Origin of the sequence: Pseudomonas sp. GM_Psu_1 (assembly GCF_026544185.1) — a bacterium.
GTDB classification, from domain to species: domain Bacteria; phylum Pseudomonadota; class Gammaproteobacteria; order Pseudomonadales; family Pseudomonadaceae; genus Chryseomonas; species Chryseomonas oryzihabitans.
Window position 1 is genome coordinate 26,363 of sequence record NZ_JALNUX010000003.1, and the last position, 12,610, is coordinate 38,972.

The 12,610-nt window shown below is 67.2% G+C and carries 9 protein-coding genes; 6 read left to right on the top strand and 3 right to left on the bottom strand.

Annotation, left to right across the window (positions count from 1 at the left end):
- The first annotated feature begins 15 nt into the window (after positions 1-15).
- Positions 16-1,113, top strand: a complete 1,098-nt coding sequence (dinB, locus tag OXS31_RS05300) for a DNA polymerase IV (RefSeq protein WP_007158970.1) — start codon at positions 16-18, stop codon at positions 1,111-1,113.
- 4 nt (positions 1,114-1,117) lie between these two features.
- Here the strand turns inward: dinB and OXS31_RS05305 are convergent, their stop codons facing one another.
- The gene (locus OXS31_RS05305) at positions 1,118-3,886 is read right to left on the bottom strand and encodes a response regulator (protein ID WP_007158969.1); all 2,769 of its coding nucleotides are present in this window, start codon (positions 3,884-3,886) and stop codon (positions 1,118-1,120) included.
- Positions 3,887-4,099: 213 nt separating this feature from the next.
- Here OXS31_RS05305 and OXS31_RS05310 point away from each other — a divergent pair, with 213 nt between their 5' ends.
- The 5 genes from OXS31_RS05310 (at position 4,100) to mazG (ending at position 10,537) form a co-directional block, all read left to right on the top strand.
- Positions 4,100-4,990 carry an alpha/beta hydrolase-fold protein gene (locus OXS31_RS05310; protein ID WP_169742403.1) on the top strand — a complete coding sequence of 297 codons (891 nt, stop codon included), beginning with the start codon at positions 4,100-4,102 and terminating at the stop codon, positions 4,988-4,990.
- A gap of 80 nt (positions 4,991-5,070) precedes the next feature.
- A complete protein-coding gene (gene cysM / locus OXS31_RS05315) occupies positions 5,071-5,970 on the top strand; it encodes a cysteine synthase CysM (protein ID WP_007158967.1) in 900 nt (299 codons plus the stop codon).
- Positions 5,957-7,321: a 23S rRNA (uracil(1939)-C(5))-methyltransferase RlmD gene (gene rlmD, locus OXS31_RS05320; protein ID WP_027599853.1), complete on the top strand. Its 1,365-nt coding sequence runs from the start codon at positions 5,957-5,959 to the stop codon at positions 7,319-7,321. The genes cysM and rlmD overlap by 14 nt, the downstream gene beginning before the upstream one ends.
- Positions 7,322-7,382: 61 nt before the next feature.
- Positions 7,383-9,623 carry a GTP diphosphokinase gene (relA, locus tag OXS31_RS05325; protein WP_007158965.1) on the top strand — a complete coding sequence of 747 codons (2,241 nt, stop codon included), beginning with the start codon at positions 7,383-7,385 and terminating at the stop codon, positions 9,621-9,623.
- 68 nt (positions 9,624-9,691) lie between these two features.
- Positions 9,692-10,537 carry a nucleoside triphosphate pyrophosphohydrolase gene (gene mazG, locus OXS31_RS05330; protein WP_267398245.1) on the top strand — a complete coding sequence of 282 codons (846 nt, stop codon included), beginning with the start codon at positions 9,692-9,694 and terminating at the stop codon, positions 10,535-10,537.
- 151 nt (positions 10,538-10,688) lie between these two features.
- Here mazG and OXS31_RS05335 read toward each other — a convergent pair whose 3' ends face one another.
- The gene (locus OXS31_RS05335) at positions 10,689-11,003 is read right to left on the bottom strand and encodes an EscU/YscU/HrcU family type III secretion system export apparatus switch protein (protein ID WP_007158963.1); all 315 of its coding nucleotides are present in this window, start codon (positions 11,001-11,003) and stop codon (positions 10,689-10,691) included.
- The gene (locus tag OXS31_RS05340; RefSeq protein ID WP_267398246.1) at positions 11,000-12,574 is read right to left on the bottom strand and encodes a flagellar hook-length control protein FliK; all 1,575 of its coding nucleotides are present in this window, start codon (positions 12,572-12,574) and stop codon (positions 11,000-11,002) included. Before OXS31_RS05340 ends, OXS31_RS05335 begins: the two co-directional genes overlap by 4 nt.
- Positions 12,575-12,610: the final 36 nt, after the last annotated feature.

The following is a 12,610-nucleotide window of genomic DNA, read 5'->3' on the forward strand; positions in this document are numbered from 1 at the left end:
CCGGCATCTGCTCCCATGGCTCCGGACAATTCTCTCGCCCAGCTCCCACCCAAGCGCCAGCGCAAGATCATTCATGTCGACTGTGACTGCTTCTATGCGTCCATCGAGATGCGTGACGATCCGCGCCTGGGCGGCAAGCCGCTGGCGGTAGGCGGGACCCCCGATCGCCGCGGGGTGGTCGCCACCTGCAACTACGAAGCCCGGGCCTTCGGGGTGCGTTCGGCCATGTCCTCCCATCAGGCGCAGAAACTCTGTCCCGACCTGGTGTTCGTCAAGCCGCGCTTCGAGGTCTACAAGGAGGTGTCGCGGCAGATCCACGGGATCTTCCAGGACTACACCGAGCTGATCGAGCCGCTGTCCCTCGACGAAGCCTACCTGGATGTCACCCAGTGCGAGCTGTTCAATGGCAGCGCTACCCTGATCGCCCGCGATATCCGCCGTCGGGTGTGGCAGGAGCTCAACATCACGGTGTCCGCCGGCGTCGCGCCTAACAAGTTTCTCGCCAAGATCGCCAGCGACTGGAAAAAGCCCAACGGGCTGTTCGTCATCGCTCCCCACGAGGTGGCTGACTTCGTCGCCGCGCTGCCGGTGGCCAAGCTGCACGGCGTCGGCAAGGTCACCGCCGACAAGCTCAAGCGTCGCGGCATCGTCCTCTGCAGCGATCTGCAGACCTGGTCGCGCTTCGATCTGCTGCGCGAATTCGGCAGCTTCGGCGAGCGCCTCTGGTCGCTGGCCCATGGCATTGACGAGCGCCAGGTCAAGGTGGACAGCCAGCGGCAGTCGGCCAGCGTGGAACGCACCTATGACCGCGACCTGCCCGACGCTGCCGCCTGTGCACAGGAATTGCCCGACTTGCTGGCCAAGCTCGAAGAGCGCCTGACGCGCCTGGCGGACCGCTATCGCCCGGAGCGGCCCTTCATCAAGGTCAAATTCCACGACTTCACCCAGACCACCCTGGAGCAGCAGGGTGCCGGTCGCGATCTCGACAGTTATCGGCGCCTGCTGGAGCAGGCCTACCGCCGGGGCAATCGGCCGGTACGGCTGCTGGGCGTGGGCGTGCGCCTGACCGATCTGCGCGAGGCGGCGCTGCAGCTGAGGCTGTTCGAGGACTAGCCCGCTAGAGCGGGCTCTTGGCCTGGGTCGACAGGTTGACGATGGCCGCGTCCAGTTCTTCCAGCGCCGGGCTGGAGGTGGGAGCGCCCTGCTTGAGCAGGGTTTCGCTGTGCTGGCAGGCCGCGCGCAGCTGGGGTACGCCACAATAGCGGGTGGCGCCATGCAGGCGGTGAACACGCTCGATGAGGGCGATCCGATCGCCGTCTTCACGGGCCTGGCGGATGGCCTGGCGATCCGCGGCCAGGGAGGCGAGCAGCATGCTCAGGAGATCCTTGGCCAGATCCGGCTTGTTGGCGGCCAGCCGCAGGCCTTCGTCGGCATCCATTACCGGCAGGGTGGAGATGTCCTGGCCACCGCTGTTGAGGCTGGTGACCTCGGGCGCCGAGCTGTGCAGCAGGCGCAGGCCGGTCCACTTGAGGATGACCTGGGCCAGTTGCCGATCGCTGATGGGCTTGGTGAGGTAGTCGTCCATGCCGCTCTGCAGCAGGGCGCGTTTCTCGTTGGCCATGGCGTGGGCGGTGAGGGCGACGATGGGCACCGGGGTGCCGCCCTCGCTGGCTTCCCAGTCGCGGATCGCCTCGGTGGCCTGGCGTCCGTCCATGCCGGGCATCTGCACGTCCATGAACACCAGGTCGAAGCGCTCCTGCTGCACCGCTTCCACCGCGGCATAGCCGCTTTCCACCGCCGTGACCTGGGCGCCCAGGTCGGTCAGCAGGGTCTCCACCAGCAGCAGGTTGGCCGGATTGTCGTCCACGCAGAGCAGTCGCGGCGGGCGGTCGGTGATGCCCAGGCCACCGCTTTCGTTGCGCTGCGGCCGCTGGTTTAGCAATTCGGCCACCGCCTGCTCCAGCTTGCGACTGCAGGCCGGCTTGGAATGCAGCTGGCAATGGACATCGGGCAGCGAGGCATGGAAGACCGCCTGGTCGGTGGTCGGGCAATAGACCAGGGTGTTGCAGTCCTGGCGGCCCAGTTCCCAGATGCGCTCGGTGAGCAGATCCGGCGGAATGCTGCGGGCGCTGACACCGAGTACCGCCAGGCTGACCGGCAACTTGCCGGAGGCCGGATGGGCGACGGCTTCGCTGAGCTGCTCGAGGGTCTCGAACGGCTCCACGCTCAGGCCGCATTCTTCCAGCTGGTGCTGCAGCGCCTGGCGGGTGAGGGGGTGGGGCTCCACCAGGCCGACGCGGCGACCGGCCAGGGCGATGCGCTTGTGGCTCTCGACGCTGCCATGGGCTTTGGGCAGGTTGAGGGTGATCCAGAATTCCGAGCCCTCGCCGGGGATGCTTTCCAGGCCGATCTCGCCGCCCATCTGCTCGATCAGGCGCTTGGAGATGACCAGGCCAAGGCCGGTGCCGCCGGCCTGGCGGGTCAGGGAATTGTCGGCCTGGGAGAAGGCCTGGAACAGCATCTGCCGGTCTTCGTCGGTGAGGCCGACGCCGGTGTCCTGGACGCTGATGCGCAGCTGGGCGTGGTCGTCGGTCTCTTCCTCAACCATGGCACGCACGGCGATGGTGCCGGAGTGGGTGAACTTGATGGCATTGCTCACCAGGTTGGTGAGCACCTGGCGCAGGCGCTGCGGATCGCCGACCAGGTGGGTCGGGGTGTCGCGATAGACCAGGCAGACCAGTTCCAGGTGCTTTTCATGGGCCGAGGGCGCCAGGATGGTCAGGGTGTCCTGGATCATGTCACGCAGGTTGAACGGCAGATTCTCCAGCACCAGCTTGCCGGCTTCGATCTTCGAGAAGTCGAGGATCTCGTTGATGATGCCCAGCAGGCTCTCGGCGGAATTCTGGATGGTGCTCAGGTAATCCTGCTGGCGCGGGGTCAGTTCGCTCTTCTGCATCAGGTTGGTGAAGCCGATGATGCCGTTGAGCGGGGTGCGGATCTCGTGGCTCATGTTGGCCAGGAATTCCGACTTGATGCGGCTGGCCTCCAGCGCCGCCTTGCGCGCCAGATCCAGCTCGATGTTCTGGATCTCGATGGTCTCCAGATTCTGGCGCACGTCCTCGGTGGCCTGGTCGATGTTGTTCTGCATCTCGAACTGGGCGTTTTCCATGGCTTCGGCCATGCGATTGATGCCGGTGGCCAGTTCGTCGAATTCGGGACTGCCGAGCTGGGTCGGCAGGCGGGTCTCCAGGCGACCTTCCTGCAGCTGGCTGACGCCCTGGGCGATCACCTGCAGCGGTCGGTTGATGCGCCGACCCATGCGCACCGCGATGAAGGCAGTGAAGGCCAGGCCGAGCAGGATCAGCAGGAGGCCGGCCACCAGGTTGCGATAGCCGCGCAGCAGGGTGGCGTGATGGGAGAGTTCGAGCTGGATCCAGCCCAGCGTCTGGGGGGTGGCCGGGCTGCCGTCGCTGCGGGTCAGGCGCAGGTCGTGGGTCTGCACCGGCAGGTTGAAGTGGGTGATGTCCAGACCGGATCTCATGCTGATGGTCTGGTAGTCGCGCCCGGTGAGCTCCACCGTCATCGAGGGACCGGCGTGGGCGAGGACGTTGCCGTCGGCATCCAGGAAGGTGATGGCGCGGACATCGGCCTGGTCGAGGGCACGCTGGGCGATGCGGTTGAGCTGGTCGTTGTCGCCGGTGCGCATGGCCGGGGCGATGAGCGGCGCCATCTGCTGGGCCACCAGCTGGCCGTGCTCGATGAGCTGGCTGCGCATGTCGGACAGCTGCACCCAGCTGAAGTAGACCCCCAGCAGGGCCGCCATGCAGCAGGTCGGGAGGACGCTCAACAGCAGGATGCGCCCCTTGAGTCCCAATTCGTCCAGCACTGCACGTCCCCCAAAGGAAATTTGGCCAGTCTAACCCCTTTACCAAATGTAAAGAGAGTCTTTGCGAAAGGGGTCGCACCCCCTGGCGCTCTGATTCGAGAAAATCCGCGAAGGCTGCCACGGTCCCTGGCCGCGGTGCACAACCATTGACCCCATCGGCGGTCTGGTAGGGACTGCCGGTCGTTCCGGTGCGGTTGCGTTCGAGGAGATCCTTTGAAGAAGAGTTGCAGTCTGATGCTGGCGGGGGCCCTGTTGCTGGGGACCGGCTGGCTGGCGCCGACCCAGGCCCAGGAGCCGAAGAAGACCACCCTGGTGGAGCGGGGGTCGATGTACTACAGCTTCGAGACGCACCTGCTCGACTCGGCGGATGGCAAGCGCCGCTATCGGGTCTATATCGGTATTCCCAAGCAGCCGGCGCCGATGATGGGCTATCCCGCGCTGTTCCTGCTCGATGGCGATGCCGCCCTGGCGCAACTCCAGGATGTCTGGCTGTCGCCCCATAAGCTGAAGAGTGCCCCGGTGCTGGTGGCGATCGGCTACGCCGATGCCGCGGACGCCATGCAGGAGCGCACCTACGACTACACCCCGGCGGTGGGCAATGGCCGCGCCCGCGATGACGTGCGCAAGGACTGGCCGGCAGGAGGCTCGCGGGCCTTTCTCGACCTGATCGAGCAGCGCATCAAGCCGCTGCTGACCCAGAGCGTGCCGGTGGATCCCAATCGCCAGACGCTGTGGGGCCATGGCTACGGCGGCCTCTTCGTGCTCGACACCCTTTATAGACAGCCGCAGGCGTTCCAGCGCTATGTGGCGAGCGATGTCGCCTTCGGCTGGCAGCAGGGCTTCATTCTCAAGCGGGCGCAGGAATTCCAGGGCGTGGGCGGGGCCCGGCCGGTGCAGCTCTGGCTGTATTCCGGTACCGAGGACCTGACCCGCAAGGTGGCGCCCGATGCCGCCAAGCGACTGGCCGAGCGTCTGGCCGGACTGCCGGGGATGCAGGTGACGCCCGAGATACGTCCCAACCTGGGTCCGGAGGGGGTGCTGTCAGTGAGCCTGCCCGCGGCCCTGGAAGTGGCCAGCGACGGTGCCGCCACGCGCCGACCCTAGCCAGGCGCCGGACGGGTAGGGTCGGCGGGGCTTTGGGAGTATCATGGAAGGCTTTCACCCTTGGCGGAACGAGCTGATTCATGAGTCTGCACTATCCCACCATCGCCGATTGCATCGGTAACACACCGCTGGTGCGCCTGCAGCGCCTGGCCGGCGACACCCGCAGTACCGTGCTGCTCAAGCTGGAAGGCAACAATCCGGCGGGCTCGGTCAAGGACCGCCCGGCGCTGTCGATGATCCGCCAGGCCGAGGCCCGCGGCGACATCCAGCCCGGGGATACCCTGATCGAGGCCACCTCCGGCAATACCGGGATCGCCCTGGCCATGGCGGCGGCCATCATGGGTTACCGCATGATCCTGATCATGCCCGACAACTCCAGTGCCGAGCGCAAGGCGGCCATGACCGCCTATGGCGCCGAGTTGATCCTGGTGAGCAGGGAAGACGGCATGGAAGGGGCGCGGGATCTGGCCACCCGGATGCAGGCCGAAGGTCGCGGCAAGGTGCTCGACCAGTTCGGCAATGGCGACAATCCGGTGGCCCACTACCTGGGGACCGGTCCGGAAATCTGGCGCCAGACCCATGGCAGCATCACCCATTTCGTCAGCTCCATGGGCACCACCGGGACCATCATGGGCACCTCGCGCTACCTCAAGGAGCAGAATCCCAAGGTGCAGATCGTCGGTCTGCAGCCGGAGGAGGGCGCGGCCATCCCCGGCATCCGTCGCTGGCCGGAGGCCTATCTGCCAAAGATCTACGAGGCCAGCCGCGTGGATCGCATCATCGACATGGGCCAGCAGGAAGCCGAGGACACCATGCGCCGCCTGGCGCGGGAAGAAGGCATCTTCTGCGGCGTGTCGTCCGGCGGTTCGGTGGCGGGCGCCCTGCGCATCGCCCGGGAAGTGGACAATGCGGTGATCGTCGCGATCATCTGTGACCGAGGCGATCGCTACCTGTCGACCGGCGTCTATGACGCGCGCTAAGCGGGGCGGTGGCGGACTGCGCTTCCAGCCGGCCGGTGGCGCCCGGGCGACCGGGGTACCGACCGGCAAACGGCAGCTGCTGGGCATCGAGCGGCTGTCCCATGACGGGCGCGGCATCGCTCACGAAGGCGGGCGGACCTGGTTCGTCGCCGGCGCCCTGCCGGGCGAACGGGTCGAGGCGCGGGTGCTCGGTGCCCGCAGCCAGGTGGTCGAAGCCCGTACCCTTAGAGTGCTGGAGGCCAGTCCGCTGCGGCGTACGCCGCCCTGCAGCGTGGCCGACCGCTGCGGCGGTTGCACCCTGCAGCACCTGCCCCATGCCGATCAGCTGACCCTCAAGCAGGAGGCCCTGGCCGAGCAGTTCCGCCGGCTGGCCGGGGTGCAGCCGCTGGCCTGGGCCGCGCCCATGGTCGGACCCGAATTCGGCTATCGCCGTCGCGCCCGCATCGCGGTGCGCTGGGACGAACGCCAGGGCCGCCTGGAGGTGGGCTTTCGCGCCGAAGCCAGCCAGGACATCGTCACCCCCGACGACTGCCTGGTGCTGGTGCCGGAACTGCAGCCCCTGCTGCGGGCGCTGCCGGAGCTGCTGAGCGGGCTGGAACGGCCCCAGGCGATCGGACATGTCGAACTCTTCCAGGGGACGGCAACCGCCTTGCTGGTGCGCCATACCCAGGCGCTGCTGCCGGGTGACCAGGCGCGCCTGCGCGACTTCTGCGCGGCGGCCGGCGTCCAGCTCTGGTGGCAGGGCAAGGGCGAGCCGCAACCGGACCAGGCCGCCGCCAGGCTGGGCTATCGGCTGGCGCCCTGGGACCTGACGCTGGCCTATCAGCCGGGCGACTTCGTCCAGGTCAATGCCGCCATCAACGAAGCCATGGTCGCCCAGGCGCTGGACTGGCTGGCGCCCAAGGCCGACGACCGGGTCCTCGATCTCTTCTCCGGCCTCGGCAACTTCGCCTTGCCGCTGGCGCGGCAGGCGGCGGCCGTCACCGGGATCGAAGGGGTCGCGGCGATGACATCCCGGGCAATACAAAATGCGCGTGACAACGGCATCGGCAACGCGCACTTTCTACAGGTGGACCTGTCGAACCCGCTACCCGCCGATCTGGGCAGCCATTCGCTGGCGCTGCTGGATCCGCCGCGCGACGGTGCGCTGGAAGTGGTCCGGCAACTCAGCGGCCTGGGTATCGGGCGACTGGTCTATGTCTCCTGCAATCCGGCCACCCTGGCGCGGGACGCGGGAGAGCTGGTCCGACAGGGCTATCGCATGACAAGAGCGGGCATTCTCGACATGTTCCCGCAGACCGCCCATGTGGAAGCCATGGTGTTGTTCGAAGCGGGCGGGATGCCCGGGTAACGACGGCTCGCCAACCGATGCGAGCCAATCCGGCGAAGGCACCGCCGTGAGGAAGGGGTAGATGGTACAGGTCAGAGCGCATCAGCCAGTCAACGTCGATGGCAGCATCAACCTTCACGCCTGGCTGGATCACATCCAGAGCGTGGATCCGAATCTCGATCGCGAGACCTTGCTGGATGCCTGCGGCTTCGCCCGCACGGCGGAGGAGAATTCCGGCCAGGTCGAGCACACCTGGGCGGAGGGCACCTCCAGTTTCCATACCGGGCTGGAGATGGCCGAGATCCTGGCCGATCTCAAGCTGGATCAGGACAGCCTGATCGCGGCCATCGTCTACCGGGCGGTGCGCGAGGGCAAGGCGACCCTGGAGTCGGCCGCGGAGCATTTCGGGCCGGTGGTGGCCAAGCTGATCGAAGGCGTGCTGCGCATGGCGGCGATCAGCGAGAGTCTCAATCCGCGCAAGTCCATGGTGCTGGGCAGCCAGACCCAGGTCGACAACCTGCGGCGCATGCTGGTGGCCATGGTCGACGACGTGCGCGTGGCCCTGATCAAGCTGGCCGAGCGCACCTGCGCCATCCGTGCGGTCAAGAACGCCACCGAAGAGCGCCGCAACCGGGTGGCTCGCGAAGTGGCCGACATCTATGCGCCCCTGGCCCACCGCCTGGGCATCGGTCATATCAAGTGGGAGCTGGAGGACCTGTCCTTCCGTTACCTGGAGCCCCAGCAGTACAAGCAGATCGCGACCCTGCTGCACGAGCGGCGGCTGGATCGCGAGCAGTACATCGCCGATGTCATGCAGCAGCTGCGCGACGAACTCACCGCCACCGGTATCAAGTCCGACATCAGTGGCCGGGCCAAGCACATCTATTCCATCTGGCGGAAGATGCAGCGCAAGGGCCTGGAATTCAGCCAGATCTACGACGTCCGCGCGGTGCGGGTGCTGGTGCCCGAGGTGCGTGACTGCTACACCGCGCTGGGTATCGTGCATACCCTGTGGCGGCACATTCCCCGCGAGTTCGACGACTATATCGCCAATCCGAAGGAGAACGGCTACCGTTCCCTGCACACTGCGGTGATCGGTCCGGAGGGCAAGGTGCTGGAGGTGCAGATCCGTACCCACGCCATGCACGAAGAGGCCGAACTGGGGGTCTGCGCCCACTGGCGCTACAAGGGCACCGATGTCAAGTCGGCCTCCAACCACTACGAAGAGAAGATCTCCTGGTTGCGCCAGGTGCTGGAATGGCACGAGGAGCTGGGCGACATCGGCGGCCTGGCCGACCAGTTGCGCGTCGACATCGAGCCGGACCGGGTCTATGTCTTCACCCCCGACGGCCACGCCATCGACCTGCCCAAGGGCGCGACGCCGCTGGACTTCGCCTACCGGGTGCACACCGAGATCGGCCACAACTGCCGTGGCGCCAAGATCAACGGCCGCATCGTGCCGCTGAACTACCAGCTGCAGACCGGCGAGCAGGTGGAGATCATCACCGGCAAGCAGGGCTCGCCCAGCCGCGACTGGCTCAACCCCAACCTCGGCTACGTCAACACCTCGCGGGCCCGGGCCAAGATCGTCCACTGGTTCAAGTTCCAGGCGCGTGACCAGAACGTTGCCGCCGGCAAGGCCATGGTCGAGCGCGAGTTGTCGCGCCTGGCGCTGCCGCCGGTGGACTTCAATACGCTGGCCGAGAAGGTCAACTACAAGGGTGCCGAGGACATGCTGGCGGCCCTGGGCGCCGGTGACCTGCGCCTGGCCCATGTGATGCACGCCGCCCAGCAGCTGGTGGAGCCGGACAAGGGCGTCGATACCCTCGATCTCCTGCCGCGCAAGCCGACCAACAAGCCAGGCAAGCGCGGCGATGTGCAGATCCAGGGGGTGGGCAACCTGCTCACCCAGATCGCCGGGTGCTGCCAGCCGGTGCCGGGCGACGCCATCGTCGGCTACATCACCCTGGGGCGCGGCGTGACCATCCACCGGCAGGACTGCGCCAACGCCCTGCAGCTGGCCAGTCGCGAGCCGGAACGGACCATCCAGGTGAGCTGGGGCCCGGTGCCGGTGCAGACCTATCCGGTCGATATCGTCATCAAGGCCTTCGACCGCTCCGGTCTGTTGCGCGATGTCTCGCAGATCCTGCTCAACGAGCGGATCAACGTGCTGGCGGTGAACACCCGCTCCAATCGCGAGGAAAACACCGCCAACATGCTGCTGACCATCGAGATCCCCGGCCTGGACGCCCTCGGTCGTCTGCTCGGACGGATCTCCCAGCTGCCCAACATCATCGAAGCCCGGCGCAATCGCGCCGCCTGAGCCGGTGACGATGCCCCCACGAGGCGCCTCCTGGCGCCTCGTTCTTTTCCAGTGACAGGATTCACCCAATGTACAAGCTCGACGACCTGCTGCACCTCATGGCCCGGTTGCGCGACCCCCAACACGGCTGCCCCTGGGACCTGCGCCAGGATTACGCCAGCATCGTGCCCCACACCCTGGAAGAGGCCTACGAGGTCGCCGACGCCATCGCCCGGCGGGATTTTCCGCAGCTGCGCGACGAGCTGGGCGATCTGTTGTTCCAAGTCGTCTACTACAGCCAGCTGGGGCGCGAGGATGGCCATTTCGACTTTGCCCAGGTGGTGGATGGCATCACCCGCAAGCTGGTGCGACGCCACCCCCATGTCTTTCCCGATGGCGACCTGCATGGCCCGCTGGACCTGCCGCGGCTGGACGAGCCGACCATCAAGCGCCGCTGGGAAGAGATCAAGGCCGAGGAGCGGGCGGAAAAGGCCGCGGCGCCCGAGCAGCTGTCGCTGCTGGATGACGTGCCGGCGGCGCTGCCGGCCCTGAGTCGCGCGGCCAAGCTGCAGAAGCGTGCGGCCAATGTCGGCTTCGACTGGGCCGATGCCACGCCGGTGGTGGCCAAGATCCAGGAGGAACTGGACGAGGTGCGCGAGGCCATGGCCAACGGCCAGGCGGCCCAGGTGGCGGAAGAGGTCGGCGATCTGCTGTTCGTGATGGTCAACCTGGCGCGGCACCTGCAGGTCGACGCCGAAGACGCCCTGCGCCAGGCCAACGCCAAGTTCGAGCGGCGCTTCCGGTTCATCGAAGAGGCGCTGAAAGCCCAGGACCGCTCGCCCCAGGAGGCCAGTCTGGAGGAGATGGATGCCCTGTGGGACGCGGCCAAGGTGGAAGAGAAGGGCGCCGTCGGGCACTCGTTGCGGCGGGGGTAAGGCAGGTTTTTGCGGGTTTTGTCGCGGTCATGCCGGTGCGCCGTAGCAACCGCTCTGACGTGGACTATCGCGGCCCTGGGCCGCTCCTACAAAAAGCATCACTCCCTGTAGGAGCGGCCCATGGCCCCAATAAGAGAATTGAGCTGGATATCTACGGCATCCGCTCCCAACCGTACGACAGATCCGGTTGGTCGGCCAAATGCGCCGGGCACTTGCCCTTGAGGTGCCAGGCGAAGGCGATGATCTCGGCCAGGGTGCGATAGAGCGCCTCGGGGATTTCCGCGCCCAGCTCCAGGCGCGCCAGGATGCGCACCAGATCGGCGTTCTCGTAGATGGGCACCTCATGCTCCCGGGCGGTGGCCAGGATGAGTTCCGCCAGTTCGGCGTCGCCCTTGGCGGAGAGGATGGGGGCGCTGCTGCCGTCATAGGACAGCGCGATGGCCTGGCGGGCGGCGGTCGTGCTCATGCGGTGTCGTCGATCCAGCGTTGTTCGAGGGAGGTGCGCGGATGGCGTGCGGGACGGCCCTGGCGGCTGCTGAGGTCGCCGACCACGAAGCCGGCGGCCAGCAGGCGCTCGCGCAGATGGGGCAATTCGGTATCGATCAGGGTGGCGGTGGCGCCTTTTTCCGCCCAGAACTCGCTCGACAGCCGGCCGCTGGCCAGTTGGGCGCGTACCTGCAGCGGGCCGAGCGGCGCCAGATCGAAGGCCAGTTCCACCTTCCACAGGCTGTCGCGGGCTTCACCGCGGCTGTCTGGCGGCGGTCGCTCCTCCTGGAAGCGCACCTGCACCGCGCCGAGGCGCTCGCCATCGCGCCAGGGGATCTCGGTCTGCCAGGTGGAGAGGTAATAGCCGTCCGGCAAGACCTGGGTCTGCGCCAGGCTGGCGAGCTGGTGGGTCTGCAGCCGGGCGATGACGCCGGTGGCCAGTTGCAGCAATTCGTCGAGTTCGGCGTTGGCGGCACTGAGGACGCGACCATCGCGCTCACCCAGGGGAAAGTCCAGGGCGGTGGGCTGGCGACTGGCGGTGGCGGCGTCGCCCAGCGCCCGGCGCAAGGCATCGGGCAGATTCTGCTGGGCGGTCTGGATCGCGACCTGGGGATTGCGCAGGGCGTCGCCCGGCAGGCTCGCCAGTAGCCGATCCACCAGGCGCAGCAGGTTGGCCTTGAAGTCTTCCTGAAGCTCGGGACCGCCGCGATCCAGCAGTTGCTGCTCCAGTTGCAGACCGCTGCGCGCCAGGGCGCGCGCCCAGCCCTGCGGGGTGGTCAGGGCCTCGGTGTGTTCCAGATTGGCCAGCAGGGACTTGAGCGCCGCACCCACCGACGGTGGCAGGTCCGCCTCGGAGACGTCCTCCAGCCATTGCAGCAGGGCATTCATCGACAGCTGGCGCTGTCCCTGGCCCTGCAGCTGGCGGTCGATGTCGAGCTGGTCGAGGCGCTGCGCCATGGGCAGCACCGTGACCTCCTGGCTGTCCTTGATTACCACGGTCAGCAGGCTGCCCACCGGCACCGGGCGGGGCGATTCCAGCTTGAGCTGGCGACCTTCGAGACTGGAGCTCAGGGCCTTGGCGATCACCTCGTAGGTAGGCGCCGCACCGGGTGGCTGCTGCAGCAGGCTGCTCAGCACCCGCAATTGCAGGGTGGTGCCTACCGGCAACTGGCGCAGATCCAGTTGCTGCAGCGGCGGTGGTGGCGCGTCGCCCTCCAGGCTCTGCAGCAGTACGGCCAGTTGGGTGGAGCCGAGGGTGCTCACCAGCAGCTGGCTGCCCACCGGCAGGTTGTTGGTCGGACTCTGGGTGGTGAGCAGGACGCTGCCGCCCTCGGCCAGCTGCAGTTGCAGCAGGAACTGGAAGCTCTGGCCGGCCGGACGGGTGGCCAGCACCTCGGCGGTGGCCGTGCTGCCGGGCGGAATCAGGTCGTCGAGGGATTGCAGGGCCTGCAGGATCTGCGCCCCTGCGTCCGACGCCTGCGCCGCCGCGGCCCGGACGGGCAGGGCGGGCGTGACGCCAGCGCTGGGTTGGATCGCGGAGATGGAAGTCATCGGGCAGGTCCGGTGGAATCGCCTGTGTATAATGGC

Bases quoted from the DNA above. Each gene is read 5' to 3' on its own strand.
- mazG (WP_267398245.1), top strand. From the start codon at position 9,692: ATGTACAAGCTCGACGACCTGCTGCACCTCATGGCCCGGTTGCGCGAC.
- dinB (WP_007158970.1), top strand. From the start codon at position 16: ATGGCTCCGGACAATTCTCTCGCCCAGCTCCCACCCAAGCGCCAGCGC.
- relA (WP_007158965.1), top strand. From the start codon at position 7,383: ATGGTACAGGTCAGAGCGCATCAGCCAGTCAACGTCGATGGCAGCATC.
- rlmD (WP_027599853.1), top strand. From the start codon at position 5,957: ATGACGCGCGCTAAGCGGGGCGGTGGCGGACTGCGCTTCCAGCCGGCC.
- OXS31_RS05335 (WP_007158963.1), bottom strand. From the start codon at position 11,003: ATGAGCACGACCGCCGCCCGCCAGGCCATCGCGCTGTCCTATGACGGC.
- OXS31_RS05340 (WP_267398246.1), bottom strand. From the start codon at position 12,574: ATGACTTCCATCTCCGCGATCCAACCCAGCGCTGGCGTCACGCCCGCC.
- cysM (WP_007158967.1), top strand. From the start codon at position 5,071: ATGAGTCTGCACTATCCCACCATCGCCGATTGCATCGGTAACACACCG.